The organism is Pediococcus sp., assembly GCF_003533255.1.
GTDB lineage: Bacteria > Bacillota > Bacilli > Lactobacillales > Lactobacillaceae > Pediococcus > Pediococcus parvulus.
In genome coordinates this window covers 47,342-73,271 of sequence record NZ_DOEM01000021.1, presented here as the reverse complement: position 1 = coordinate 73,271, position 25,930 = coordinate 47,342, and the positions used below count along the sequence as shown (strand labels likewise).

26 protein-coding genes and 1 other annotated feature are annotated in these 25,930 nt (G+C 38.6%); of the genes, 22 read left to right on the top strand and 4 right to left on the bottom strand.

Annotation, left to right across the window (positions count from 1 at the left end; all coding sequences use genetic code 11):
- Positions 1 to 166 precede the first annotated feature (166 nt).
- From DD627_RS04930 to DD627_RS04915, 4 genes are all read left to right on the top strand, one after another.
- A complete protein-coding gene (locus tag DD627_RS04930; RefSeq protein WP_260274282.1) occupies positions 167 to 1,066 on the top strand; it encodes a DMT family transporter in 900 nt (299 codons plus the stop codon).
- A 136-nt stretch (positions 1,067 to 1,202) separates the two neighbouring features.
- Positions 1,203 to 1,850 carry a hypothetical protein gene (locus DD627_RS04925; RefSeq protein WP_260267281.1) on the top strand — a complete coding sequence of 216 codons (648 nt, stop codon included), beginning with the start codon at positions 1,203 to 1,205 and terminating at the stop codon, positions 1,848 to 1,850.
- 229 nt (positions 1,851 to 2,079) lie between these two features.
- Positions 2,080 to 2,613, top strand: coding sequence for a hypothetical protein (locus tag DD627_RS04920; RefSeq protein WP_057784175.1), 534 nt, complete (start codon positions 2,080 to 2,082; stop codon positions 2,611 to 2,613).
- 110 nt (positions 2,614 to 2,723) lie between these two features.
- Entirely contained in the window at positions 2,724 to 4,232 is a 1,509-nt protein-coding gene (locus DD627_RS04915; RefSeq protein ID WP_260274283.1) for a MucBP domain-containing protein, read from the top strand.
- 64 nt (positions 4,233 to 4,296) lie between these two features.
- On the opposite strand, the gene treC is transcribed toward DD627_RS04915, so the two are convergent.
- Positions 4,297 to 5,949: an alpha,alpha-phosphotrehalase gene (gene treC, locus DD627_RS04910; protein ID WP_057784179.1), complete on the bottom strand. Its 1,653-nt coding sequence runs from the start codon at positions 5,947 to 5,949 to the stop codon at positions 4,297 to 4,299.
- A gap of 15 nt (positions 5,950 to 5,964) precedes the next feature.
- Complete coding sequence (treR, locus tag DD627_RS04905; protein WP_057784181.1) at positions 5,965 to 6,681, bottom strand: trehalose operon repressor; 717 nt, start codon at positions 6,679 to 6,681, stop codon at positions 5,965 to 5,967.
- A gap of 229 nt (positions 6,682 to 6,910) precedes the next feature.
- Here treR and DD627_RS04900 point away from each other — a divergent pair, with 229 nt between their 5' ends.
- The 9 genes from DD627_RS04900 (at position 6,911) to DD627_RS04860 (ending at position 14,429) form a co-directional block, all read left to right on the top strand.
- Positions 6,911 to 7,405: a PTS sugar transporter subunit IIA gene (locus tag DD627_RS04900; RefSeq protein ID WP_057784183.1), complete on the top strand. Its 495-nt coding sequence runs from the start codon at positions 6,911 to 6,913 to the stop codon at positions 7,403 to 7,405.
- A gap of 14 nt (positions 7,406 to 7,419) precedes the next feature.
- Positions 7,420 to 8,925 (top strand): PTS transporter subunit EIIC, encoded by a 1,506-nt coding sequence (locus DD627_RS04895; RefSeq protein WP_260274284.1) that lies wholly within the window; start codon positions 7,420 to 7,422, stop codon positions 8,923 to 8,925.
- Between the two features lie 226 nt (positions 8,926 to 9,151).
- Positions 9,152 to 9,511: a hypothetical protein gene (locus tag DD627_RS04890; protein WP_068806745.1), complete on the top strand. Its 360-nt coding sequence runs from the start codon at positions 9,152 to 9,154 to the stop codon at positions 9,509 to 9,511.
- A 177-nt stretch (positions 9,512 to 9,688) separates the two neighbouring features.
- Positions 9,689 to 9,895, top strand: a binding site (T-box leader).
- A gap of 80 nt (positions 9,896 to 9,975) precedes the next feature.
- A complete protein-coding gene (locus DD627_RS04885; RefSeq protein WP_057784190.1) occupies positions 9,976 to 10,533 on the top strand; it encodes an ECF-type riboflavin transporter substrate-binding protein in 558 nt (185 codons plus the stop codon).
- 4 nt (positions 10,534 to 10,537) lie between these two features.
- Positions 10,538 to 12,247, top strand: a complete 1,710-nt coding sequence (locus DD627_RS04880; protein WP_260274285.1) for an ABC transporter ATP-binding protein — start codon at positions 10,538 to 10,540, stop codon at positions 12,245 to 12,247.
- Positions 12,240 to 13,073 (top strand): energy-coupling factor transporter transmembrane component T family protein, encoded by an 834-nt coding sequence (locus tag DD627_RS04875; RefSeq protein ID WP_057784194.1) that lies wholly within the window; start codon positions 12,240 to 12,242, stop codon positions 13,071 to 13,073. The genes DD627_RS04880 and DD627_RS04875 overlap by 8 nt, the downstream gene beginning before the upstream one ends.
- A gap of 405 nt (positions 13,074 to 13,478) precedes the next feature.
- On the top strand, positions 13,479 to 13,685 hold the full coding sequence (locus DD627_RS04870; protein WP_057784198.1) for a DUF1659 domain-containing protein: 207 nt from the start codon (positions 13,479 to 13,481) through the stop codon (positions 13,683 to 13,685).
- Positions 13,686 to 13,745: 60 nt separating this feature from the next.
- Positions 13,746 to 13,979 (top strand): DUF2922 domain-containing protein, encoded by a 234-nt coding sequence (locus tag DD627_RS04865; RefSeq protein ID WP_057784200.1) that lies wholly within the window; start codon positions 13,746 to 13,748, stop codon positions 13,977 to 13,979.
- Positions 13,980 to 14,207: 228 nt separating this feature from the next.
- The gene (locus DD627_RS04860; protein WP_057784201.1) at positions 14,208 to 14,429 is read left to right on the top strand and encodes a P8 family protein; all 222 of its coding nucleotides are present in this window, start codon (positions 14,208 to 14,210) and stop codon (positions 14,427 to 14,429) included.
- An 85-nt stretch (positions 14,430 to 14,514) separates the two neighbouring features.
- Here DD627_RS04860 and DD627_RS04855 read toward each other — a convergent pair whose 3' ends face one another.
- Positions 14,515 to 15,708 (bottom strand): MFS transporter, encoded by a 1,194-nt coding sequence (locus DD627_RS04855; RefSeq protein ID WP_260274286.1) that lies wholly within the window; start codon positions 15,706 to 15,708, stop codon positions 14,515 to 14,517.
- Between the two features lie 89 nt (positions 15,709 to 15,797).
- On the bottom strand, positions 15,798 to 15,950 hold the full coding sequence (locus tag DD627_RS04850; protein ID WP_157077524.1) for a hypothetical protein: 153 nt from the start codon (positions 15,948 to 15,950) through the stop codon (positions 15,798 to 15,800).
- Positions 15,951 to 16,088: 138 nt separating this feature from the next.
- Between DD627_RS04850 and DD627_RS04845 the strand changes: the two genes are divergently transcribed.
- The 9 genes from DD627_RS04845 to DD627_RS04805 all read left to right on the top strand — a co-directional run bounded on the left by DD627_RS04845 (position 16,089) and on the right by DD627_RS04805 (position 25,791).
- Positions 16,089 to 16,415 carry a DUF7671 family protein gene (locus tag DD627_RS04845; RefSeq protein WP_057784216.1) on the top strand — a complete coding sequence of 109 codons (327 nt, stop codon included), beginning with the start codon at positions 16,089 to 16,091 and terminating at the stop codon, positions 16,413 to 16,415.
- Positions 16,408 to 17,529: an A/G-specific adenine glycosylase gene (mutY, locus tag DD627_RS04840; RefSeq protein ID WP_260274287.1), complete on the top strand. Its 1,122-nt coding sequence runs from the start codon at positions 16,408 to 16,410 to the stop codon at positions 17,527 to 17,529. The genes DD627_RS04845 and mutY overlap by 8 nt, the downstream gene beginning before the upstream one ends.
- A 17-nt stretch (positions 17,530 to 17,546) precedes the next feature.
- Positions 17,547 to 18,236 (top strand): NAD(P)H-dependent oxidoreductase, encoded by a 690-nt coding sequence (locus DD627_RS04835; protein WP_260274288.1) that lies wholly within the window; start codon positions 17,547 to 17,549, stop codon positions 18,234 to 18,236.
- On the top strand, positions 18,229 to 18,414 hold the full coding sequence (locus DD627_RS04830) for a hypothetical protein (RefSeq protein WP_068806733.1): 186 nt from the start codon (positions 18,229 to 18,231) through the stop codon (positions 18,412 to 18,414). Before DD627_RS04835 ends, DD627_RS04830 begins: the two co-directional genes overlap by 8 nt.
- A 307-nt stretch (positions 18,415 to 18,721) precedes the next feature.
- Complete coding sequence (locus tag DD627_RS04825) at positions 18,722 to 19,909, top strand: aminotransferase class I/II-fold pyridoxal phosphate-dependent enzyme (RefSeq protein WP_068806728.1); 1,188 nt, start codon at positions 18,722 to 18,724, stop codon at positions 19,907 to 19,909.
- 24 nt (positions 19,910 to 19,933) lie between these two features.
- Positions 19,934 to 20,992, top strand: a complete 1,059-nt coding sequence (locus tag DD627_RS04820; protein ID WP_057784210.1) for a PTS sugar transporter subunit IIC — start codon at positions 19,934 to 19,936, stop codon at positions 20,990 to 20,992.
- Positions 20,993 to 21,428: 436 nt separating this feature from the next.
- The gene (locus DD627_RS04815; RefSeq protein WP_260274289.1) at positions 21,429 to 21,965 is read left to right on the top strand and encodes a hypothetical protein; all 537 of its coding nucleotides are present in this window, start codon (positions 21,429 to 21,431) and stop codon (positions 21,963 to 21,965) included.
- A 237-nt stretch (positions 21,966 to 22,202) separates the two neighbouring features.
- Positions 22,203 to 23,675 (top strand): ATP-binding cassette domain-containing protein, encoded by a 1,473-nt coding sequence (locus DD627_RS04810; protein ID WP_260274290.1) that lies wholly within the window; start codon positions 22,203 to 22,205, stop codon positions 23,673 to 23,675.
- 481 nt (positions 23,676 to 24,156) lie between these two features.
- Positions 24,157 to 25,791 carry a peptide ABC transporter substrate-binding protein gene (locus DD627_RS04805; protein WP_260274291.1) on the top strand — a complete coding sequence of 545 codons (1,635 nt, stop codon included), beginning with the start codon at positions 24,157 to 24,159 and terminating at the stop codon, positions 25,789 to 25,791.
- The last annotated feature ends 139 nt before the right edge of the window (positions 25,792 to 25,930 follow it).

The following is a 25,930-nucleotide window of genomic DNA, read 5'->3' as shown; positions in this document are numbered from 1 at the left end:
ATCGAAATCCTGCTGTGAGTCATCCTTATACGCGCTCCTTTGATTTCTAGTAATTTTCACTATTTGATTCATCTCAAATCCCCATTGCGTTAATTTTCTAATAGTCAGATAATGGAAAACAGAAACTGAGTTTTCAGTGAATACGTGCGAATGCGGGGGAGATATCATGAGTGGGTCAACACGGGGAATTTTATACGCGTCAATTGGGGCCATTTGTTGGGGAATTTCTGGTCCTATTGCGCAGCTATTATTTACCAATTACGATTTAAAATTGGGATGGTTAATCGGCTCAAAAATGCTCTTCGGTGGCATCATGTTGCTGGCTTTTGGTCTGACACAGCCCAAAGAAAGGCCAAAATTATTTACCATTTGGCGTGATAAAACAGCTATTATACATTTGGTGATTTTTACCATTTTTGGGATGACCGCGATGCAGGCAGTTTATTATAAAGCCGTTGCGGTTGGTAACGCTGCAACGGCCACCATTCTCCAATTTCTATCACCCGTGTTTATTGTGATTTTTACGATTGTGCGCTATAAAAAAGTTCCTCGGCGCGGTGATGTTTGGGCTATCGTTGCTGCTTTAGTAGGGACATTTCTATTAATTACAGGAGGAAACCCGACCAAACTCACAATCTCACCGGCAGCTTTCTTTTGGGGTGTGGTGACTGGTGTCGCAGCCGCTGCATATGTGTTGCTCCCAGAAAAGATTCTTGATCAATATGGCTCAATGACGGTTTCTGCGTGGTCTATGGTAGTGGGTGGCATATTGTTTAATTTCGTTCAACCAGTTTGGCGCGATGTTCCTAAGTTTGACGTTGCCGGATGGGCGGGCTATCTATTTATTGTCGTCTTTGGCTCGGTAATTGCTTATTTCATTTATTTGGCCAGTTTGGCGTATATTTCAGCAACTGCAACGGGACTGCTAGACGCGTTCGAACCTTTATCGGCGACAATTGTTTCAGTGATATTTTTAAACTTAATATTTGGTATCATGGAAACGATCGGAACGGTGCTAATTTTAAGTACAGTGTTTATTTTGGCGCTGGCTAACCGCCATTCATGAAAAACATGTAGAACTGTTCATCTTAATAGGGATGAGCAGTTTTTAGATTGTCTAGTTTTTAGTTGTTTTACTGGTGTGAAGTGCTAATATTTAGTTAAATGGAACCGGTTTACATAATATGAGGAAGATGAGGCTGATGCAAAATCGTTATTTTAAATTTTTAATGTATCTGGGCGTTTGGCTCGGACTGAATATTTTGTGGGGATTACGATCGGCAATTTTGTATTCTGGCGTTAGTTTTCCTACCATGTTTATGGGGATGATGGCCTTGTCATTTGCGCCAATTATAGGAGTTACCATTTTATTGCTGATGACGTTGTTTAGAAGTCGTAAATTGAATCTTGTCGCTCTAATTTGGATGATTTTGGCTAGTGTAACGTCGATGCCACCTATTTATCTGCTTTCAGTTAGTATGTTTAGTGTTGTGTCAGTACTTGTTTGTGATGCATACTTGGCTGTTATTATTTGTAATCGGGATCGACCAGTTAAAGCGGTTAATCAAGTTGCTTTAGGGCTTATCGTGATTTTCGTTCTTTGTTTATTGTCACCGGAAATAAGTGCTCGTTTTGCCATTAATGGCTATTCAGATCCGAACACCGCTATCAAAACTGAAGTTCAATTAACATCAAAAAATAATGATGCATTGCAAACGAATGGTCTAACGACGGTGACACCACGACGACCTAACGTTGAAATTTCGGGGGTCGGGAATATTAATATTAAGATTCAACGTATCGGCGTTTTTTATTTTTCGACTGTTGGTAACTATAGTTATGATTGGTAGAAAAATGAGATCATTATTAATTTAAAAAATTTAATGCGAATTGTTACGGTTGAGATGTTGAAAAAAGGACCAGATTTTTTAAAAATTATAATAGCAATCTAAATGTACAACAAAGGCTAAATATTTTGGTGAAAATCAGGCCGAATTTTATGAAACAATCGCGTAATTTTGCATTTGTCGCGTATGGTTTCTTGATTTATACCAAATTACTTTAAAAGGGGGTGATCACGTGCATAGCAAATATGATAAGTATATATTAGAAATTTTTGGGATTTTGGAATTTGTAACCTTCATAATAGGATGGCGCAAAGTCAGTGGTATTTGGGATTACTTAACAGCGGATATCCAGCATTCGTTTAAAATGATTCCAGAAATGTACCAACTTTCAAATCCTTTTGATTTTAGTGTTAGCATTAGCGGACTTCACACGAGCTACCTATTTGCGATTGGATATTGTGCCATTCTTATTATTCAGTACGTGGTGCTTCTTTATATAATGAATCAGTTTACGATGTGTTTAAAAGACTACTTTCACCTTCGGAAGACGACATTGGAAAAACATTTTCAAAGAATGTCTTTTAGTTTTTGGCTCTTGTCGGGTACAGTGATTGGCCTTCAAATTTTGAATTCTGTTTTAGCACAGCATGTTCGGTTATTTAAACCAGATTTTTTAATAGAAGTTATCGTGGTTTGGTTCTTAGCGATTGCTTTTCATTATGTGGCAAGTATTATCGTGAATATCAACAAATTTGTAGACAACTAAATAGGTTAAACAAACAAATCTCCGTTTTAGAAAGGCGGGTGAGTTTTATGTTTAAAAGGGGACAGGTTCTAAAAATTTGGATTATAGAAATAGCAATCTTGAGCTTTTTCATGATTTCAATACCGGTCCATGCTCAAGTTAATACGGGCAGTTCTGCAAGCACAAGTTCGCTAAAAAATTCATCGAGTTCCAATGCCTCAAGTATCGCTAAGCAATCTAGTAGCGCCACTCCAACGATGGATAAGGCAGTTTCAAACGCAAAAATTACGGTTAAATATGTGAATCAAAATAATAAAGAAATTGCGACCCAAAAAGTTTTGACAGGTAAGGTTGGCGCCAAGTATAACGTCACAGGTTTACAAAAAACAATTAAGGGCTACCAACTAAAAACGAAACGGAATGTAACGGGGAAATACGCTGCTGAAAATGCGCCAGTTGTTTTTAAGTATCAAGGTGTGAAAATAAGATTATCAATCCGTGATATTGATAACTTGGGTAACAACCTTAATACGGGGAAGAATCGTAATCGGTCAATTACTGGATATTATGGCAACATTTATAAGATTAAGACTTTAAAATCAGGCAAGGAAACATTTATCAGTAGTCCATCTGTACTAACTGGTTTATATCCTCTGAAAAATCAGACAATTACATTACGCTACACGAAAACGATGAATGATATTGTGATTGGTTCAGATAAATCGATAACCGTTTCGGGGATTATATTAGGCAACTTAGTCAACGTGATTCAAACGTATCCAAATGGCGAAAAAGTTGCTGTCATTGTCGGTAATGACGGGGTTTATCGAGTGGGAACCACCAAAAACAAATATGTGATATCTGGTTTCAAACAGCTTAAAACGGTTAAACGGGGGCGAACTGTCGAAACTATTTCTGCCAAAAGGACACGTACGAAAATCACAATTTTGCCGTCAGGTTATGTGCTTATTCAAAGAATAGGAAACGGTAAAAATTATCAAACGGATGGGTCAATGACCAGTCCGAGTGGTCACGTGACTAGTATTATGACGACTGTTAAAAATGGTATGAAATCTGAAGTTTCAGAAGAATTTGGCACATCACCTACTCAAGTTGTTCAGACGTGGCCGAATGGCGATATTTTAACAACCTTGATGATCAACAAGCATAAGCTACAGGTGACACTTCAAAATAAGGCAAAGAAAGTTCTGAGCACAAAGGTCGTCACAAAGAGTTTCGGTCATGGTCAAATTTTTAAGCTAGGCCAAAACCAGTACCTTGTTTATCGAGTTGGCGCTCAAAAGACAATCACCACCTCTTTAATTAATGGTAATCAGTACAAAAGGCAGTCATTTACAACGCATGGTGTGGCAAAGGTGTCGCAAGGCAAAATTGCTTTGAATTCAACCGCTAAACAGGCCTTAAAGAAGGAAAATTTACAGGCTTTTGTTAAAGCTATTTCTAGTTCGAAAAGTAATTCGGTTCAAACTAAAAAGCTGGCTGATAAACCAAAACGAGGTACAAAAAGTAGTAAAGGAGTATTACCAGCGACAGGTGAATCAAGACTATCGGCTGTCTTCGAAATTGGATTATTGTCAATTATGTGGATGATTTGTTTGGAAATTAAATTTTTATCATAAAATAAAAGCGTGTCAAACCGCAGTTACCTGTTGTTGACACGCTTTTTATTGGGGAAATGAGTATTTAATTCAATAGAAGAGCAGTTGATTGATAAGGTTTAAGCTCAATTTTGGGTCCAACCGTTGTCTGCTCTGGGTAGTTTGAAATTAATATTTTACCACTCCGATTAGCTAATGAATCTGGTAATTGAACAGTGGTTGATTTGCCATAAAAATTATTCAAAACTACTAGTGTTTGACCTTTATAATCTCTTAAGTACGCAAAAACCTGCGGATCATTTTCTAACAGAGGCTTAAAATCACCAAGTGAGATAATGGGTTGTGTTTTGCGTAATTTGATTAATTTTTGATAGTAAGCAAAGATTTCGCCAGTTACTAATTCGTCTTTTACATTCACTTCTGCCTGGTTAGTGGGCATCAACCAAGGTTTGTGAGTTGAAAAACCGGCATATTCTGAATTGTCCCATTGCATGGGTGTTCGACTGTTATCGCGAGACTTAGTTTTTACAATTTCAAAGGCTTCTGTGGCGGATTTTCCTGCTGCCAAGAGTTCTTTGTAGGCATTCTTACATTCAATATCAACGTAATCTGCCATTGAGGTATAGTCTGGATCGCTCATCCCAATTTCTTCACCCATATAAATATAAGGAGTTCCTCGCAACAAATGCATGGTGGTCGCTAACATTTCGGCGGATTTTGCTCGATAATGGACCGGATCGCCAAATCGATTAAGCGCACGTGGCTGGTCATGATTATTCCAAAAAAGCGCGTTCCAGCCGCCACCCTTTGCCATGCCAATTTGCCAGTCGTTCAAAATCTGCTTGAGTTTCATAAAATCAAATGGTGCCTTTGTCCATTTTTCGCCATTGGCATAATCGACTTTTAGATGATGGAAAGTAAAAACCATCGTTAATTCATGGTTGGCTGGTAAGGTGTATTGCACACTGTTGGCAATGGACGTTGAAGACATTTCGCCGACCGTGATGGCATCGGGGTCTTGTCCAAAACTAGCTGTATTCATTTCTTTAAGATAGTCTTGAACAACAGGCGTATCAGTGTAAAGCGTCTTGCTGGCAACGTCAGTAGGGGCGTCAACTAATTTAGTTTCTTTACCAGTGACATTGATGACATCAAAACGAAAACCATGAACGCCCTTTGCTCGCCAAAAATTGATTACTTTATAAAGCTCTTGTCGAACTTCAGGATTATGCCAATCGAGATCTGCTTGCGTAGGATCGTAGAGGTGTAAATAGTATTTTCCCGTGTTGCCAAATTTTCCCCAGGCGGGGCCGCCAAATTTAGATTCCCAGTTGGTTGGTAAATCGCCATTTGGTTTTGGATCGCGAAGATAATAAAAAGCCTGATACTTTTTATCGCCGGCCAAAGCTTTTTGGAACCACTCATGATCGGTGGAAGTGTGATTTAAAACCATATCTAGCATGATGCCGATGTGGGCTTCCTTCAATTTGGCCGCTAACTCTTCAAAGTCCGCCATGGTGCCAAAAGTAGGGTCGACTTTATAATAATCAGCAATATCATAACCATTATCGTTTTGTGGTGAAACAAAAAAAGGATTGAACCAGATCATATCAATGTTCAATTTTTTAAGGTAACTAATTTTGGCAATAATACCACGTAAATCACCGATACCATCGCCATCACTATCATAAAAAGATTTTGGATAAATTTGATAGATTACTTTATCTTGAAAAGTCATTTTCAGTACACTCCCTTAATTAATTTTTTGACGACGAGCAAAATCAACAAAATTAAACTTGTCGGGTCGATGAATTGATTCGGTAAATTCAAACAGCGTGGTGTCTTCCAAATAGGTCTGACTGCGAACGACCACTACGTCTTGATGGTCGCCTAATGCCAGCAAACGTGCGACCTCCTTTGAAGGATGTTCCACAGTAATCGTTTTGGTGGCGTAACTAATGATCAACCCTAGTTTATTTTCAAAATAATTATACAAAGAATCTGCTGCAACAGCGTGTGAGATATTGGGAACCACAGACTTTAAAACGTAGTCGCGGTCGAGAACGATTGGATTATCATCAATTGTCCGCAAACGCTCGACGAATGTGGCGGGTAAGTTTTGATCAGATTGATAATCGAAATTTTCAAGGGGCACATGCTGATCTTCAATGCACAGCACTTCAGTTTTTGAATGCATGTGTAATGAATTATTTAATTCCTTATAAGATGTAATTCCGGATACTGGAAAGTTGAAACGCTGTAGGTTTAAAACAACCGAACCTTTGCCACGGATTTTTTGAATGAAACCGTTTGTCAGCAGTTCAGCCAAAGCTTTTCGAATCGTTTCTCGAGATGTTCCATATAATTCGGCTAATTGAGTTTCACTAGGCAGGTATGTTCCCACAGGATAGATGTGATGAATAATTTTGTTAGCTAAATCGTGATAGATGGCACCAAATTTGTTTCGCATAACTGCTCGCCTCCTAAAGCGCTTCCATTCTACCACATTTAAACTAGTATAGACAAGTTGTAAAGGAAAATTTTCTACTATCAATGTGTGAACATACACTAATAGTGGAGTTAAATAAAAATAAAGCAAGATAGTTGACATCCTGTATATACAAGTTGTATGATGACTCTGTTGTTAAGAAAACGCTTTATAAAACTAAAAAGTAATTATCCAGATGGGAGGGATACAAATGTTTGGATTTGGAAAAAAGAAGAAGGTCGCTGAGGATAACACCATCTATGCTCCGGTTACAGGAAAGGTAATTGACCTTAGTGAAGTCAGTGATCCGGTGTTTGCACAAAAAGCAATGGGCGAAGGGCTAGGAGTGAAGCCTAGTGATGGCCGCATTGTGAGCCCAGTTGCAGGTACTGTCACGATGGTTGCCAGTACAAAGCATGCTCTAGGAATCAAAATGGCCAATGGACTTGAGGTTTTGGTTCATATGGGTGTCGATACTGTTGATTTAAAAGGCGCACCATTTACCATCAGCGTCAAAGTTGGGGATATTGTCAACGGTGGTGATGCAATTGCCACCATGGATTTGGATCAGGTTAGGGATGCCGGACTTGATGATGTGATCATTGTTGTCATCACAAATTCGGCTGATAAGTTAGATCATTTAGATCTAACAGCTGGTGATACAACAGCAAAATCACAAGTTGGTTCAGTAACTGTTAAAAATTAGGGGAGGTTTTTAAAATGGCAAAGGACTACACAAAACTTGCTTCCGACATTATTGAAAATGTTGGTGGCAAGAGTAACGTCAAAAGTTTGATTCATTGTATTACACGTCTTCGGTTTTATTTAAAAGATGAAAGTCTTGCTAAAGATGATGTCATTCAAAATTTGGATGGGGTTATTTCGGTTCGGCATGCACAAGGCCAATATCAGGTAGTAATTGGCGCAGCTGTGAGCGATGTTTATGACGCAGTTATTGCACAGTTAGGTCAAGAATTCGCGGATCCTGATGCTACTGCAGCAGCTGTTGCAGAGACAGAAGCTGCTGCGAAGGAACCAGATAATCGGAGCTTCACACAAAAAGTTAAGGATGGGTTTGATTCGTTAATTGGTGTTATTACCGGTTCCATGATGCCAGTTATTGGGTTGTTGGCTGCTAGTGGTATCTTAAAAGGACTACTACAGATGGCAGTTTACTTTAACTGGACAACCGTGACTTCACAAACTTATGTGATTATTTCTGCCATGGGTGATTCGGCCTTTTACTTCTTACCGGTCATTGTTGGGTTTACGGCCGCTCAACGGTTGAAAGCTAATCCTGTGATTATGGCTATTATTGGTGGCGTATTAATTTATCCTTCATTATTCTCAATTGCCACTGGCACAAAAGTAACAGGACATTTGTTAGGAATGGCTTTGAACACAAATTTGTTTGGCTTACCAATCCATTTGGTAAATTATACCTATAGCATTTTTCCCATCATTGCGGGAGCATGGATGGCACATTATATTGAAATTTGGTTGAAGAAATGGATTCCACAAATTCTCCAAATGATCTTCGTACCATTATTTGAAGTCATGATTGTGTCTGCTTTGATCATGATTGTCGTGGGCCCGATTATCACTTTAATCAGTACTGGAATTTCCGTAGTTTTAGATGCTGTATTGAAGTTCAATTACCCAATTGCCGGGTTGTTAATCGGTGGTTTCTATCAGATTTTGGTTATTTTCGGATTGCATTGGGCGATTGTACCGCTAATTGCTAACGATATCGCTTCTAAAGGGTACAGTTATTTAAATGCAATTGTGTCAATGACCATGGTGGCTCAAGGTGCTGCTGTATTAGCAATTATGATCAAATCAAAGATTGCTTCAGTTAAAGAGCTTTCTGGTGCTGCAGCGATTTCAGCCTTCGTCGGAATTACTGAACCTTCTATTTATGGTATTAACTTGAAATATGGCCGAGCGTTCTTGACGGCTAACATTGGGGCTGCTGCCGGTGGTTTGGTAACTGGATTACTAAACGTTAATATGTATGGGTTCACGGGTTCAATTATTGGGTTCCCATCATTCTTTACACCTGCTAAATTTGGTGGTGGAATTAGTAACCAGATTAATTTCTGGATCGCAACGATTGTGACTTTAGTTGTCGCTTTTGCCTGCACATGGGCATTTGGTTTCAAAGACTCAGATGTTGAAGCTGCAAAGAAAGTTACGCGTCGTAAGACAATTGGTAAAAATGCTTAATTAAAATATATTTTATGAAATAACGAATGATTGATGCGAACCCCCAGTATTGGACCAAAATCCAATACTGGGGGTTCACTTTACAAAAAGGTCGTCTCTGGACTCCCAATTTGCTATTTTTTTAAGTCAAAACACAAGATCAAAAGTGCATATCTTAGTCAACTTCACAGAATAATTGTTCTTATGTTATTAAGAAATGTGTTATCTTCATAGTGGAGGGGTGTATATGAAGAAGAAAAGATGGTTGTCAATATTTGGAGTGTTAGTTCTTATCATATGTGGCGTGGTTGCATACATATATTTAAATTCTGATATGTATACCGTTAATCAAGTGAATTCTAAGATGAATAGTATGATTAGGGGAAAAAATTACAAGCAAATGAAAGCTGTTGCTAATAATCAGGATACATATATCTTTTTAAGAAGTCTGTCTAGCAAAGATAGAGTTAATGATACCTCGGATTTTCAAGGGGGCTCTGACGAGAATGCATATTACGTTACAGTAGTAAAAAATCAAGATTTAAATGTTTATATGCGTAAAACGGGGATAGCTAGTTGGGAGATTCGTCGTGTTGAAAAACAATAAAAAAGCTGTTCAGTGAGCTTGAATCATGCGTTCTTTTGATTAAGCATATTTAAAGGTTCTGGGTCACTGTACAATTTGGAGTGTTTTGTGTAACATAAAAATTTAATCCGTATTTTTATAGAAGGGTCTTGCCATAAAGTTCGTTTTGGAGTATTATCAAAGCTATTCAGAATATTAAAAAATGCTGTGAACAGATAAGTAGGAACAAAGCGGATTTTAAAGAGAGCTAGGATAGTGAAAACTAGTAATGAAGCTGTGCCGAAAATGGTCTGGGAGCATTGCAGTGAAATTAAACTTTAAGCTGCGGGTGTAAAAATCCTTATGAATCGAGATGAACGTTTTTGCGTTCAAATAAAGGTGGCACCGCGGTCAAACGTCCTTTACTTCAAATTGAAGTAAAGGCGTTTTTTTATACTTAGGAAACAAAATTTAAAAACTATTTTGGGTATAAGGGAGAGAGACTTATGAACAAAAAACAAGGTATTTCAGTTAGAACGGTTGTGGCAATCGGAATCGGAACGGCAATTTTCTTCGTTTTAATGCGTTATATTCCAATTCCAACTGGTGTTCCAGACACGAATGTTAATTTGGCTTACGGATTTTTAGCTTTAATGGGTGCAATTTTTGGTCCCGTTGCGGGTGGACTGATTGCCTTTTTAGGGCATATGTTTAATGACTTAACTTGGGGCGAACCATGGTGGACTTGGATCGTGGCCGATGGCATCTATGGTATTTTATTTGGTTTAACTAAAAAATATTTAAACATTGAAAACGGTGATTTAACGGCGCGTAAATTAGTGCTTTTCAACGTTTACCAAATCGTCATTAGCATCTTGGTCTGGGGTATAATTGCACCAACTGGTGATGTGCTCGTTTATTCTGAACCAGCTTCCAAAGTTTATTTACAAGGAATTACGTCAATTATTTGCAATGCGCTTTCAGTTGGAATTTTAGGAACCATTTTGTTGGTTGCTTACGCACGGACCCGTTCCAAGAAAGGCAGTTTAAAGAAAGAGTCTTAATTTTATGAAGAAACCAATTATTAGCTTTCAGGATGTGAGCTTTCAGTATCAAAGTCAGTCGGAACCGACGCTCCATCATCTGAGTTTTGATATTTATCCTGGTGAAAAGGTGTTGATTGCCGGGGCGTCGGGTTCAGGAAAAACCACGATTAGTCGGCTGATGAACGGTTTGATTCCGTCAGCTTATCCCGGAGAACTAAGCGGTAAAATTTTCATAAACGGGGAATCGGTCACGGATCAAACGATCTTTGACCTTTCTTTGCGTGTCGGGACAGTTTTGCAGGATCCAGATACCCAATTTGTGGGATTGACGGTGGCTGAAGATATTGCGTTTGCATTGGAAAATGATGCCGAGGATCAGTCGGTTTTAAAACAAAAAGCGAAGGATTGGGCGAAACAGCTGAAAATCCCCGCAATTTTGAATAATCATCCTCAAGAAATCTCCGGTGGCCAAAAACAACGGGTTTCAATGGCTGGTGTTTTAGTGGATGAAGGTAAAATCCTTTTATTTGACGAGCCACTGGCCAGTTTAGATCCGATTGCGGGACGGGAATCGATTGAGTTAATTGATGATATGCAAAAAAATGGAGCAACAACCACGGTTATTATTGAGCACCGGATTGAAGATGTTTTATATCGGCCGGTTGATCGGATTATCTTAATTGATCAGGGAAAACTGGTCGCCAATGACACGCCAAATACAATTTTGAAAAGTGGTATTTTAGCTAAACTGGGATTACGTGAACCCTTGTATTTGTCTGCGTTAAAATACGCGGGAATCGATCTAACTCAGGTGGCTGATGTGGATAGTGTGGGTAAAGTAGCATTGTCGGCAAGTACGATCAGTGCATTACAGGCCTGGGTTAAACCACAACAGGCTCGAGTCCAAACAATGGATGTTAAACCGATGCTACAAGCTAATAATATTTCATTTAGTTATGATTCGAAACAAGTTTTAAATAAATTAAACTTAAACATTAATGCGGGTGAAATGGTGAGCCTAGTAGGTCGCAATGGCGTTGGTAAAACGACATTAAGTAACATTATTACTGGCTTTCTTCACCAAAGCTCGGGTGATTTGGTTTTGAATGGTCATTCGATTAATGAGGCGTCGATTAAAGAACGTGCCGATCATATTGGGTATGTCTTGCAGGATCCTAACATGATGATTTCAAAGAATACTGTTTCTGAGGAAGTGGCGCTAGGCCTGACTTTGCGGGCAGTTGCTCCAGATGAAATTGAAAGGCGCGTTGCTGAAACGTTCAAGGTTTGCGGCTTGTTTGAGTTTCGTCATTGGCCAATCTCGGCGTTGAGTTTTGGTCAGAAAAAGCGGGTCACGATTGCCGCAATTTTGGTTTTGAATCCGGAGCTACTGATTTTAGATGAACCAACCGCGGGTCAAGATTGGCAACATTATACAGAGATGATGACATTTATTCGTGACTTAAATCGTCAAATTGGTATTTCGGTGATTTTTATTACCCATGATATGCATTTAATGATGGAATATACAGATCGCGTTGTGGTGCTAAATAACGGTGTGATTGCTTATGATGATCAGCCGATGAAACTCTTCGCAAATTTGGATCTCTTGAAACAGGCGTCATTAGTGGAAACGAGTTTGTTTACATTGGCGCAACGGATCAAAGTTGATCCAGAAGCTTTGATTGCGAGCTTTATCAATCAAGAAAAGGTGGTTCAGACGAATGAATAACAATGTTTTGATTGGTTATAAACAACGTGATAACTTTGTGGATCATTTGACTGGAACAACCAAATTAATTGGTTTGATTGCGTTATCCGTGATTGGAATGGTGAGCTTTGACACTCGTTTTTTACTGGTGTTGACGATTGGTTCATTGGCGTTATTTCGGCTGTCTGGGATTAAATTTCATGAAGTTTCTTTTATATTGAGCTTTATTACGGCGTTTTCAGTGTTGAATCTAATTGCAGTGTATATATTTGGACCGCAGTATGGTGTGCATTTGTATGGGTCGGAGCATGTGATTTGGCAGGGAGTGGGCCCGTACAATTTGACGTGGGAGCAGCTGTTTTACGAGTTTAATTTGTTTTTGAAGTATATTTTTACGGTGCCGTTGGCGTTGGTGTTTTTGATGACGACGAATCCGAGTGAATTTTCATCGAGTTTGAATAGAATTGGGGTTTCGTATCGGATTAGTTATGCGGTGTCATTGGCATTGAGGTATATTCCGGATGTGCAGAATGATTATCGTCAGATTAGTAAGGCCCAGCAGGCGCGTGGAAATGAGATTTCTAAAAAGGGAAAGTTGACGCATAGGGTGAAGGCGGCGGCACAGATATTGTTGCCGTTGATATTTACGAGTTTGGATCGGATTGAGACGATAAGTCAGGCGATGGAATTGCGTCGATTTGGAAAGTTGAAGAAGCGCAGTTGGTATGCGGAAAAGCCGATGAAGAGAAGTGACTTTGCGGCGTTGATGGTGATTGCGTTGGTGGTTGTGATTGGGATTTGTTTGTTTAAGCTGAATGCGGGAAGATTTTATGACCCGTTTAGATAAAAGTGAGCGAGGCAAAACGATAAAAGGGAGAATATAAGCGTGCCGTAAGCGGGGGACTCCCCGCAGTAGGCAGGCTTATATTTTCCCTTTTGTTTTGCCGAGCTGTCCTAAGGCTCGGCGGAAAAAGGCAGGCGAAGAACCGGATGCGGGATCGCAATCCCGCGGGAGGTTTTCTTATGGGTCCTTTTTTGCTTTCTCGAGCTGTCCTAAGGCTCAGCGGAAAGCAGCAGGCGAAGACCGTAAGGGGGGGGAACCCCACGCAGTACGCTATGTTCAGAATCAAAACAGGTAATTTTTCACTTTTTTTAATTTTTTTGTTTACATTTGGCATCCTGAAACGTTATTAGTATATGTAAGCCGTCGCGACACTTACTAAAATGAAAAGAAAACTTGGAGGGTATCAAAATGGAAAAGAATTGGTTAAAGACTGCTATTGCAGTAACAATGTCAGGTGAAGGTCATGAAGAAGGTCTCAAACGAAGTTTCGCTAATATGCCAGAAACTGTCACTGACGATCAGATCAAAGGCTTAGGCAGCGTTCTTGAAGCAGTTTCAAACGATAAATTTGATTTTGCAACTGTCACAACTACAGAAAAAATTGTAAACAACTAAAAATAAAAAAATCCCGCTCAAAAACTACTATGTACATCAAAAATCAAGGAGGATCCAAATATGAAACAATTAGATATGGAATTCGTAAGCAGTCTCGGCAAGGTACGTCACATTAAGTTGAAGTATGTGAATGAAGGGTTAGAGGCCCCCGCAGTAAAAACTGCAATGACACAATTAGCAGGTTTGAAATTATTCGTGAAAGATGACGAAGAATTATATGCCAAACCACAAGCTGCTAAGTATATCGAAACAATTGATACACCATTGTTTGATGATGATGCGATCAAAGCGTAATTAAATGAAAAGGGGTAAACGCATTCCGGGAACGGAGCGGTTACCCCTTTTTTGAGAGAGTTGAAAATAAAAAGTGCTTTTTTACGCCAGTTTTCAAAATTAGTGTTATAACAAGGGTGTTGGGGTATTCTAAACTAAGACAGACTACACAGCAAGCCGGAAGTGGTACTTGGTGGCTACTGAAAGATTACTGTGCTTCACCCAAAAATATAATTGGAGGTTTTTGATATGGCAGCAACAGCTTATGTAGAAAAAACCGCGCTTTTAGACACGGCAACCAAAGATATTTTTGACTGGAGTGACGATGCAACTCCATTGCGTGATGCAATGTGGGACAAAGTCATGGATAGCAACAATCATAATACCGATGCAACATCTGAGCAGGCCGCAAAGTGGGAAGACATGAATGATTCCGACTTAAAGGCTGCAGCTGAGAAGTTATTGAAGTAAAAATTGAATATTGAACGGCTTGTAAAGTTGCTCAAATTAAATAAAAGAATTAACGAAAATGTGTTATTTTCGCTAATTCTTTTTTCTATACTTTCATAAAATGGTCAGCATATATAATTAATCCAATAAACAAAAGACAAATACCGATGATGAAAAATGTTGTCCCAAACTGCAGCCAAGTGATTAAGGCACCCACAACCGGAAACAGTGCAATCATAACTAGGCTAAACATCATGCTCATAACGCTGAGTAAGGTGGCACGTGCGTTTGATGGAATTTGTTGTTGTAAAAAATCATTGAAAATTGGTTCTACCACTGCGGTTACCAAGCCAATTAGGACAAAACAGCCGGTTAAAATAAGGATGTGTTGAAAAATACTGAGTAAGAGGCCGACAATCATTAAACAGACCAGACCAACAATGAGCCGGCGTTTCGACCAGTGATTTTCCAGTGTCGGTGCACTTTTGGCACCCAAAATGTTAAAGCAGGCGGCAATCACAATGATCATACTAATTTGCCATCCCGAAAAATGGTAGTAGGTCATGAGGGTTTGAAAATAAAAAAAGTAGGTAGTGCCAATTGCCTCATAGCAGGCCAGAAACAGCATTAAACCAGTAGTGACGGGATGACTAGTCATAAACTGCCAGCTAGTTTTCAGGATTGTGGCAAAGCTTGTCGGTGAGTCGGTTTCGCTAGTTGTTGAAGAATGAGGTTCTTGCATTCGCAAAATTGCAATAATGGCCAAAAGAGACGTAAAAATATAAATGACGTAGGTTAGTTCGAAATGCCAATGCACAAAGAATCCGGCGACAATCAGTCCCAACATGTCAGCCAGTTCATAAATGGCGTTGAGATTGGCTGTGATTTTGAGATAGTGTTTCTCTAAATGGTCGGTCTTGAGAGTCTCAAAAATGAGGGCTTCGTTGGTGCCAGAGTTCAAATTATAAGAAAATGCTTGAATGATAAACGCTAGCGCAAACCACCAAAAGCCGGCTCCCGATAAAAAGAGAAATCCAGATAGGATTGCCATGATCCGACCCATAATTAAAACTGTTTTGTAGGAAAAGCGATCGGCCAACGTCCCAGATGGTACTTCAAATAAAAGACTGGCAACGTGAAAGATGCTTTCAAGGAGACCGACTTGAATTAAGCTCATGCCATGTTGGGTCAAATAAATGACCCAGAGGCTGGTAATGCTAAAAAATGCCCAAAAACTATAATGATAGTTGGCGTGGATGGTGCGTTTAACTGATAAATGATTTGAAAATTTAGTTTCCATGATGTCACTCCTATAAGTGTGTAGCGACCATCAAAAAAGGCGAGTCGAAAGTACGACCCGCCTTAAAGAAATTCAATTGTGGCTCATAATTAAGCACGCATTTGAACGGTCGCATAGTTAGATTGAGGGTTAAAAATGGACAGACTGGTCCCGTTAGCCTTCAAAATGTACGATTCCGCACAAACGATCCCCAAAAAATCGAGGTAGTCAGCAAGATGATTAGATGTTGAAATGACTGACATAAACGTGCTCCTTTCCGTGTAAATGATAATAAAAGTGTAGCATATTCATTTTTTTCGTACAAGGTGGTTTTGGTGATTGTTAAAATTTTTGAATTTAGTGTATATTTTGAACTGAACCTAAATGGAGGACAAAACGACTTGAAAGACAAATATGAAGTTTATCGATATACTGGAATCCCAGTGGTTAAAAATCGTTCTGGTAACTATGAGTTTAAAACAGACGAGTCCGGTCAGGTAAAACCTCATGATTGGCGAACAGGCAAACATACTAAAGGCAAGTTTAAGCGAAATGGACAAGTATTTTTAACAGAAAATAATTTGTTTGTGACCGTAATCGAAGTTGAAAAAATGCCATTTAATCGCCGCCATACTGTGACGCCATTGCAACGATTCACTTCGGAATTTATTAATGAACAACTTTTAAAAACAGGCAGAAAAGCTGTGAGGAATCTTCAAAATGATTAAATGGTCAGATAAAAAAATTAAAGAGTTTCGAGTCACCTTACTAAATTGGTATGATGCCAATTGCCGTGACCTTCCCTGGCGTCAAGATCATGAACCTTATCACATTTGGGTTTCAGAAATCATGCTCCAACAAACACAGGTAGCTACGGTAATTCCGTATTATCAACGTTTTATGAAGCAGTTTCCAACGATTGAAGCGCTGGCGCAAGCGCCCGAAGATCAATTACTGAAAGCATGGGAAGGCCTGGGCTACTATTCCCGGGTGCGCAATATGCAGCGAGCCGCTCAACAACTATTGGCAGATTATGACGGTCAGTGGCCGCAAACTAAAGCCGAATTACAGGAACTCGTTGGGATTGGACCATACACGGCGGGTGCCATTGCGAGTATTGCGTTTAATCAACCGGAACCCGCAGTGGACGGCAATGCGTTTCGGGTATTTTCTCAACTTTTAGAAATTGAAGCAGACATTACGAAACCGCAAACGCGTGGTATATTTGAGGATGCAATTCGCCACATTATACCTGCTGATCGGCCAGGTGATTTTAATCAGGCTATTATGGATTTGGGCGCGAGCTTTATGACAGCCAAGAATCCAGATAATGTCCATTCACCAGTTCGAGAATTTAATCAGGCGTACATAGATGGGCGTGTGGCTGAATTTCCAGTCCGTTCGAAACGCTTGAAACCAGTTGATAAACACTACTTTGCGTTAGTTTTGCAAACCCCTAAAGGTTACCTTTTTCAGCAACGTGCCAGCAATGAACTACTAGCCAAGTTGTGGCTATTTCCGCTGATAGATACAGATCAGTTAAAAGTGGAGAATTCTGATTTGACTGATGACATGGTTATCGAAGCCGCTGAAAATAAATTTCTGGCCGACACTGAAATTAAAGCTGACCTTCAATTCGTGGATGCACCGATTGTAAATCACACGTTTACACATCAAAAGTGGCACGTCACATTAGTAAGTGCTGAACTTCAGAATCAACCAGACTTGAGTCATTTTGCTGGTCAGGTGGTCCCTGTCGAGAAACTGGCGACGATGGCATGGCCGACACTGCAAAAGAAACTGTGGACAGCCTATGAAAAACGGCAAATTAAGTTATTTTAAACAAGAGGGATATAAGCGTGAAAACTTTAATTATTGTGGCTCATCCAAAATTGATTGAGTCTGGAACTCAAAAATTCCTAAAAACTAGTCTCACTAAAATGGAAGATGTGACGTGGCATGTATTGGACGTGACCCAACCTCATTTTGATGTGGCTGCTGAACAGGCTTTGCTACAAAAACATGATCGGATTATTTTTCAATTTCCATTGTATTGGTATAGCGCACCGGCTGTTTTAAAACAGTGGGAAGATGAGGTGCTAACCCGTAATTTTGTTTACGGAACTCAACGTGCACTAGCTAAAAAAGAACTGGGCATTGTCGTTTCTACTGGTGATTCTCAGCGTGGTTTTGTAGCTGGTGGGGAGGAACAATTCACCTTGTCGGAATTTCTACGTTCTTACCAAGCGTTGGCAAATAAAGCTGGTATGACTTATTTACCTCCGTTTTCAATCTTTCAGTTTGCTTATTTAACTGAGACGGCGAAACAACGGTTGGTCATTGATTATCAACAATATATTACCAATGCTGAATTTCAAAATTTTCATGGACGTGAGTTATGGTTTGAAGATCAACTCAAACAAAAACTAGCAGATTCACCTGATTCGCAAAAATTAACACAGATTTTGACGGCCATTCAGGATAATCGGGAAGATTTGGAAGAATTGGGTTGGACACTTTCAATGATCAAAGATGACGAGGATGAGTAAATTGGATACCAATGAATGGGTAGAAGCACAATTAAAAGAGTTATCGAAAATGAGTAAACAGTATGAGGATCGGGCCTTTTATCTAGCCTTACTTGATTTAGTTGAAGAGCAGCAAAAACGTTTAATTCAAAGTCAGGGTGAGGTTGATGGTCGAACTTGGAATCCAAGCAAATGGTAGTTTATCGAAAAAAATTTAAATTATAGCTTGATTAAAAGAATTAAAATGGTATGATAAAAACACATCTTCAATTCAAGGGAGTTTTAATTATGAAAATTAAACCACAAACTCAATTGAATAGCAGTCGTTATTACTTTTGGTTTTTCCATGTGTGATTTGTGGGAGCCAAAAGCGTTTTAGAGTGAACTAAAACCGGCCGCACAGATCACGTAAATGACTGTGCGGGGGTATAAAAGTGTTACTGAACCCTTTTCAGTCATTAATCGTGACTGGGAAGGGTTTTTATATTTTATGAGGAGGAAGAGACATGAGTAAATTGATTGGTCACATGAAAAAAGAGTTAGCAGAGTTAAAGCCTTCAGATATTTTGGCGTTTAATCAGGAAATTGCGGAGATTCCCGATATTGTCAAACTGACGTTAGGGGAACCTGATTTTAATACACCGGAGCACGTTAAAGCTGCTGCAATTCGAAGTATTGAAAATAATGAAAGCCACTATACTAATTCGCGGGGGACGTTAGGATTGCGTAAAGCAGCTGCCAACTTTTTGAAACAAAAGTATGCATTGGATTACAAACCAGAGTCGCAAATCCTAGTCACAACGGGTGCCACCGAAGCCATTTATTCGTCGTTAACTGCAATTTTGAATGCGGGCGATACGGTAATTGTGCCAACGCCAATTTTCCCATTGTATATTCCGATTACGATGTTAAATGGTGCCAAGCCAATCTTCGTGGATACCTCCGATAATGGATTTATTCTTTCACCAGAGAAGTTGGCTGCCGCGATTGAAGCAAATAAGGATACGGTAAAGGCCGTTGTCCTTAACTTTCCTAATAATCCAACCGGCGTAACCTATCAACGTGAGGATCTCGAAAAAATCGCGGCCGTTATTGCTAAATACGATATTTTTGTCATTAGTGACGAAATATATAGTGAGCTAACTTATGAAGGAACCCACGTTTCAATGGGGACCATTTTGCCAGAACAAACCCTTGTTTTAAACGGCGTTTCCAAGTCACACGCGATGACCGGTTGGCGAATTGGATTGTTGTGTGGACCAGCGGATGTGATTACTCAAATCGGCAAAGTGCATCAATTTGCGATTACTTCGGCAACCACAAACGCCCAAGCTGCGGCTCAAGAAGCGTTTGAAAACGGGATGGATGATGGGCAGAAAATGCGCGCCGTTTATCAAACCCGGCGTGATTTATTATTAGAAGGTCTGACTAAAGCCGGGTTCACCTGTGCGAGTCCTAACGGGGCATTCTACCTATTTGCCAAAATTCCAGCAACTTTGAATCAAGATAGTTGGAAGTTCTGTTACGATTTGGCTAAAAAAGCAAAAGTGGCTGTGATTCCGGGAGCTTCGTTTGGTCCTGGTGGTGAAGGCTACGTCCGAATTAGCTATGCAGCTAGCACGGAAGATTTAAAAAAGGCAATTAGTCGTATTCAAGACTATGCAGCAAAACAGGCGTTATCAACTGTCAACTAACACATAATACGAGGAGTGGTCGATATGGATCAGATTAAAACCAAGAAAATTAGTAAAGAAGTTGTGATGAATACCTTAAACGGATTATCAATTGGAATTATTGTGGCGTTAGTCCCAAGCGTGTTATTGAATCAATTGTTAACTGCCCTATTACCAGTATTTCCAGCGGGCAGTAGTATTATGATGATGACGAATGCCGCGATGGTATTGTTACCAGCAGTGAGTGCAGTGTGCGTTGGGATGCTGGCTAAATTTTCACCGATTCAAACCACTTCAATTGCCTTAGCCGCGGTGATGGGAGCTGGCAATTTTAAAGTCGGTACCAACGGATTTTTAGTGAGCGGTACAGGAGATGTGATCAATATTGCGATCACCATTATGATTGGTTACGTGCTGATTTTGTTATTAGGCAAACGGCTAAAAGCTTACACGATTTTATTAATTCCAACTTTAGTGCTGGTGATTGCCGGCGGAATTGGGATTTTAACGTTGGGTCCCGTTAGTGGGATTACAAAACTTCTCGGTATTGGAATTATGCAATTAACCAGTTTACAGCCATTACTGATGGGTGTTTTATTAGGAATTGTTTTTGCACTTTTAATTATTTCACCAATTTCATCGGTCGGTATTGCTGCAGCTATCAGTATTCATGGCGTGGCAGCTGGTTCAGCAAACTTAGGGATTGTTGCAGCGGGATTTGCCTTGGCAATCTATGGGTGGAAAGTAAACTCAGTAGGGACTTCCTTGGCCCACTTCTTGGGATCACCAAAGATGCAAATGGCAAACATTATGTCACGCCCAAAATTAATTGTGCCAATTATGATTAACGCTGGAATTTTGGGTGGCCTCGGGGCTGTCTTGAATATTCAAGGAACTGCAATGAGTGCTGGCTTTGGTTTCTCCGGATTAATCGGACCTGTTGCCGCACTTAACGGGATGGAACAAGTTACAGCTGGCTCGATAATTTTGGTAACCATTATGTTTCTTGTGTTACCAATTGGATTAGGATTGGTCAGCAATTACCTGTTTGCAACGAAACTCCATTACTACGAAAACAGTGATTTTGAGTTGAATTACGCTTAAAAAAATTTTGAAGTTCAGATTGAGTAGCCTCTATAAACGAAAAAAACGGTGTTCAAATTTTTATCTAGAGATTTGAGCACCGCTTTTTATTAATCAATGGCCAACAGTTATTTGTAACTAAAGCTATTGGCTTATATTGAATGTATAAATTCACATTCGTTAAACGTTCGTTGGATTATCAACAAGACATTCGTAGATAAAAGAAACAGCATCGTTAGAATTTTGAGTTGTGTTCATATATCTCGTCTCCTTATTTGAATAATTAAAACAGTATGATAACCATTGACATACATTCTAATCACTTTATAATTAATGCCAACACATTTTATAAAGAAGGAAATTATAATGGCTAGTTATATTATAAATGATAAGAATTTTGATTGTTATGAGGTTATTCATGGAGAATTTTTTGACTGTATGAACGAGGTCTTATCAAATGCCTAAAAAAATATGTGATGTCTATGACCCGTTATTACCTACATTACTAATATCAATTCACAAGATATATGTCAAGCAAATTTTAAGCGGCAAAAAAGTCATTGAATATAGAAAAAAGTTTTTTAATGATCCGTTTCAAGCCTTTGTTTACACTACTGGAAAAAATGGTGGTATTGAAATGTTTATCAAATGCGATGCCCCAATTATAGATAATGCACATAAGTTAGCTACGATCGGGGAAACGATTCAACACGATAATTACGGTGATATATTTGATTACTTCAAAGAAAAAAATACAGGATATATTATTCCGATTATTGAAGTTTACCAGTTTAAAAAGGTAGACCTTCAATATTTACGTACAGAATTACCGAGTTTTGTTGTTCCACAAAAATACTTATTTTTAGATCGGCAGGATAAACAAAATCTACTTAACTTATTATTGCAACAGGTATGTTCGAACAAATTAATAAATAACTGGGATTTTTATTTTAAACAAGCAAAAAAATGTATTGACTTAATCAATGATAATTAGGCAAAACACATCTGTAAAAGTAGCTGAAGCAGTGATTAAGAAACAACTGGAATTTGCTCTTAATTTTTCTACTATAAGATCTGGGAAAGCTTATCTGACAAACTTTTCTAAGCATAAATTAGTGTCTGGTTTCATTGAAGGCTTTGAAGGACTTGAAATGGTATATGGAATGTATAACACTATTTATCGAAAAACAAGCAATTAAATAAACGATTTTCAAAAAGATAGGTGACTAAAATGATTAAAGACTTTGTTTCTAAGAAACCAGCACTATTTATATTTAATATATTATTAAGTGTTGTAAGTATGGGAAGCTCTGCAATTGGTAGTGTAATTTTTGCGTATTCTTTTAATGCGCTTAATCAAAGAAATTTGGCCAAATTTGTTCAAATGAATTTTTTGTTTTTTGCATTTTCAATATTATCAGATGTTACAACCTATCTTTTCTGTGTCTATTCAAAAAAAATGATTCAAAACTATAACCATGATTTACGGTATCACTATATCCAAAGTTTGATAAAAAAAACTAATTTTTCTGAAATAGATGTCAATAAGCATATTAATGCACTGACCAATGATTTATTATTACTATCTGAAAAATATTTGTGGGGATTTTTAAAGATGGTTAACGCAGTTTTTAAAATTGGCTTTTCTATTTTTGCTTTATTTCCATTTCATTGGTCTTTAGTGTTAGCTTCTATGTTTTTTGCAGCATTAATGTTGACTGCTCCAGAATTCTTTAATAAACGCTTAACTAAAGTTACGGAAGACATTTCATTATCTAATCAAAAGTTGATATCAACTTTGAATGATTGGCTTGGCGGATTGTATGATTTGAGCTGGAGTCAGGTTACAAATAAGTTATGGTCAATAATAAGCCCTAAAGCTACAGAATTAGAGGATAGCTATATTGAAGAGGCAAAAATAAATAGTTTTGTTGGTGAGTGGAGTAATATTATTTCAAATATTTCTACTGTTTCTTTAACTATTTTAGCGAGTATTCTTTATTTTAATGGATTAGTTCCCTTCGGAATTGTAGTAAATATTGGGAGTTTTATATTTTCAATATTTACTGGACTTGTCACAATCAGTAATAATATTGCAACACATATATCTGGGAAACCAATTAGTAAAAAATATCAAGAGATACTATATACGGTTGATAATAGAAGAATAGAAAAAAACATATTATTACCAAATATGTCAGTAAAACTTTGTGCAAATAACTTAAGTTACCGCTACAAAGATAAAATAATTAAATACCCTGATTTTAATATCAAGCAAGGTGATAAGGTTGCATTAGTTGGTCCTAGTGGAGTTGGAAAAACCACTTTAATTAATATTCTATCAGGTGAACTTTCAGATTACAGTGGAGAGTTCACGTTAAATGGTCAAGAAATTAAAGATATTAGTTTGAATTCGTTACATCACTTGATAGGGATTGTGCCACAGCATAGTCACTTGTTTAGGACTACAATTGCTGAAAATGTTTTGTTATTTGACGAAACGTTGGAAGATAAGTTGCCTGATGCTTTGAATGAAGTGAACTTATCTGCTGTCGTAGGTAATTTACAGCATGGTATAGATACTGTAGTGGGTCCCAATGATGAAAAATTATCCGGTGGCGAATTGCAAAGAATTTCATTGGCTCGTGCATTAATTCGTAATAAAGAATTTTTGATTATAGAAAGGAACTTCTGCTTTGGATGAAAGCAATGCTAGAGACATTGTGAGACGGTTGCTGAGTAAAAAGAGTATTACTTTGTTAAGATCACACATACTAGTGATCGGAAGTTATTGAGTGAGTTTGATCAAATTATTCAATTGAGCTAAAAACAGATAATATCGATGTGGGTGTAAGTTCCAGCTATAAAGTTAAAATAAAATTAAAAAATATGTTGACTTCTCATTTTATCTCGCTATAATAAGTTTATTAAATCAAAGGGAGATGAAGTCACATGCAATGTACACATAAATTAGTTAACTTGATCAATTTAGTCATTATTAGCTTAATTATTAAAGTGCACGGTGCTGTGACTTTAACCTTTTAGCTAATAACTTTTTAGTGAACCAAAAAGAGGATAAAAAAGTTACCCATCGTGCTTTCGAAGGAAAGATGCGGTGGGTATTTTTTTATCCTCTTTTAATTTGCTTTAGGCATTTCAAAATACTTTTTTAAGGGGATTTGAGTATGAAAAATAAGTGGAAAAAGCTAGGCACGGCGACACTTCTTTTATCAGTATTATTGGCAGGTTGCGGGAGCGCAAAGAGTTCCGAAGCCAAACATCAGAGTTTTAGTGTTATGGAGCAATCGGACTTAACAACTATTGATGGCTCAAAAGCAATCGATTTAACTTCTTTCAATATGATTAATAATACTGAAGAAGGTTTGTATCGAGTTGCGAAAGGTAACAAGGTCGTTGCAGGATTAGCAGAAAAAGTTGTCAAACCCACAAACAATGGGAAAACATACACATTCACACTCCGAAAAGGTTTGAAATGGAGTAACGGGGATGCTTTAACTGCAAAAGATTTTGTTTATTCTTGGCGACGAACGGCCGATCCTGATACGAAGGCTGGATATGCCTACATCATGGAAAACGTGAAGAATGCGTCAGCAATTTCAGCTGGCAAGATGAAGCCAAGCAAACTGGGCATTAAGGCGATTGGCAAACGAACTGTCCAAGTTACGTTAACCCAAGCTACACCATACTTTAAGTACTTAATGGCATTTGGGACATTCTTCCCACAGGATCAAAAGGCTGTTGAAAAGTATGGCACTAAATACGGTACTTCCAGCAAGTACATGGTTTACAGTGGTCCGTTTAAGATGGTCGGCTGGAACGGAACTAACATGAGTTGGAAACTTGTCAAGAACACGCAGTACTGGGATAAAAAGAACGTTGCTGTAAGCAAAATCCCCGTTAAAGTGGTTAAAGATCCGAACACTGCTTTGAACCTGTATCAAGCTGGCAAACTGTCTGATGCATTGCTTTCTGGTGAACAAGCTAGCCAAGAAAAAACTAATAAAGCGTTTGTGAAGTATGAACAGGGGCAAACTGCTTACTTGGCGATGAGTTTCAAGAAAGGCAAAGCAACTGCCAATGTTAATGTCCGTAAGGCTGTTTCGTTAGTAATCAACCGAAAGACTTTGACTTCAAAAGTTTTGGCAGATGGATCAACACTAGCAACCGGCTTTATGCCAACCAGTTTTGTGAAGAATCCCAAGACTGGTACAGACTTTACCAAGGATGCCAGCGTTTCAGAGGCTGTGGAACACAACGTTGCCAAAGCCAAGAAGTACTGGGCAAAGGGTCTCAAACAGACCGGAAAATCTAAAGTTAACTTTGAATTAGTGGTTAGTGACGACGATTCACAAAAGAAAGTTGCTGAAGCCGTTCAAAGCGCAGTTGAGCAAAGCTTGCCAGGTGCGACAGTTACAGTGCGTTCCTTGCCTGCCAAGGGCGCACAGAGTGCAGAGCTTAGCGGTAAATTTGATATGGCCGTTGTTCGTTGGATCGGTGATTACACAGATCCATTGACCTTTGCACAGCTTGAAACAACTGGCAACACATATAACTATGGTGGTTTCTCAAGCAAGACATATGACAAACTCGTTGCAGCAACTAATGGAAAAGATGCAAATAACGAACAGAAACGTTACGAAGACTTCGTTAAGGCAGAAAAACTCCTGATGCAGCAAGAAGCCGTTGTTCCACTTTATCAAGCTGTTCAAACTCAGCTTGTAAACACCAAAGTTAAAGGAATTGTCTACCATCCAACTGGTGCTCCTTATGATTATAAGTGGGCGCACGTTGAAAAATAGATAAACACATATTTAAAAATCAAGTCAATCTCGTGTAGAGAACGGCTTGATTTTTTGTTTGCGGATTTTTGAAGAGAATTCTTTAGGTAAAATGCAGGATACTGCCTTATTTGTGAAAATCGTCACTAAAATGCAACGT

What these genes read in the sequence shown, in the direction of transcription:
- DD627_RS04930 (WP_260274282.1), top strand. Translation starts at nt 167, where the DNA reads ATGAGTGGGTCAACACGGGGAATTTTATACGCGTCAATTGGGGCCATT.
- DD627_RS04925 (WP_260267281.1), top strand. Translation starts at nt 1,203, where the DNA reads ATGCAAAATCGTTATTTTAAATTTTTAATGTATCTGGGCGTTTGGCTC.
- DD627_RS04915 (WP_260274283.1), top strand. Translation starts at nt 2,724, where the DNA reads ATGATTTCAATACCGGTCCATGCTCAAGTTAATACGGGCAGTTCTGCA.
- treC (WP_057784179.1), bottom strand. Translation starts at nt 5,949, where the DNA reads ATGACTTTTCAAGATAAAGTAATCTATCAAATTTATCCAAAATCTTTT.
- treR (WP_057784181.1), bottom strand. Translation starts at nt 6,681, where the DNA reads ATGCGAAACAAATTTGGTGCCATCTATCACGATTTAGCTAACAAAATT.
- DD627_RS04900 (WP_057784183.1), top strand. Translation starts at nt 6,911, where the DNA reads ATGTTTGGATTTGGAAAAAAGAAGAAGGTCGCTGAGGATAACACCATC.
- DD627_RS04895 (WP_260274284.1), top strand. Translation starts at nt 7,420, where the DNA reads ATGGCAAAGGACTACACAAAACTTGCTTCCGACATTATTGAAAATGTT.
- DD627_RS04890 (WP_068806745.1), top strand. Translation starts at nt 9,152, where the DNA reads ATGAAGAAGAAAAGATGGTTGTCAATATTTGGAGTGTTAGTTCTTATC.
- DD627_RS04885 (WP_057784190.1), top strand. Translation starts at nt 9,976, where the DNA reads ATGAACAAAAAACAAGGTATTTCAGTTAGAACGGTTGTGGCAATCGGA.
- DD627_RS04880 (WP_260274285.1), top strand. Translation starts at nt 10,538, where the DNA reads ATGAAGAAACCAATTATTAGCTTTCAGGATGTGAGCTTTCAGTATCAA.
- DD627_RS04875 (WP_057784194.1), top strand. Translation starts at nt 12,240, where the DNA reads ATGAATAACAATGTTTTGATTGGTTATAAACAACGTGATAACTTTGTG.
- DD627_RS04870 (WP_057784198.1), top strand. Translation starts at nt 13,479, where the DNA reads ATGGAAAAGAATTGGTTAAAGACTGCTATTGCAGTAACAATGTCAGGT.
- DD627_RS04865 (WP_057784200.1), top strand. Translation starts at nt 13,746, where the DNA reads ATGAAACAATTAGATATGGAATTCGTAAGCAGTCTCGGCAAGGTACGT.
- DD627_RS04860 (WP_057784201.1), top strand. Translation starts at nt 14,208, where the DNA reads ATGGCAGCAACAGCTTATGTAGAAAAAACCGCGCTTTTAGACACGGCA.
- DD627_RS04855 (WP_260274286.1), bottom strand. Translation starts at nt 15,708, where the DNA reads ATGGAAACTAAATTTTCAAATCATTTATCAGTTAAACGCACCATCCAC.
- DD627_RS04850 (WP_157077524.1), bottom strand. Translation starts at nt 15,950, where the DNA reads ATGTCAGTCATTTCAACATCTAATCATCTTGCTGACTACCTCGATTTT.
- mutY (WP_260274287.1), top strand. Translation starts at nt 16,408, where the DNA reads ATGATTAAATGGTCAGATAAAAAAATTAAAGAGTTTCGAGTCACCTTA.
- DD627_RS04830 (WP_068806733.1), top strand. Translation starts at nt 18,229, where the DNA reads ATGAGTAAATTGGATACCAATGAATGGGTAGAAGCACAATTAAAAGAG.
- DD627_RS04825 (WP_068806728.1), top strand. Translation starts at nt 18,722, where the DNA reads ATGAGTAAATTGATTGGTCACATGAAAAAAGAGTTAGCAGAGTTAAAG.
- DD627_RS04820 (WP_057784210.1), top strand. Translation starts at nt 19,934, where the DNA reads ATGGATCAGATTAAAACCAAGAAAATTAGTAAAGAAGTTGTGATGAAT.
- DD627_RS04815 (WP_260274289.1), top strand. Translation starts at nt 21,429, where the DNA reads ATGCCTAAAAAAATATGTGATGTCTATGACCCGTTATTACCTACATTA.
- DD627_RS04810 (WP_260274290.1), top strand. Translation starts at nt 22,203, where the DNA reads ATGATTAAAGACTTTGTTTCTAAGAAACCAGCACTATTTATATTTAAT.
- DD627_RS04805 (WP_260274291.1), top strand. Translation starts at nt 24,157, where the DNA reads ATGAAAAATAAGTGGAAAAAGCTAGGCACGGCGACACTTCTTTTATCA.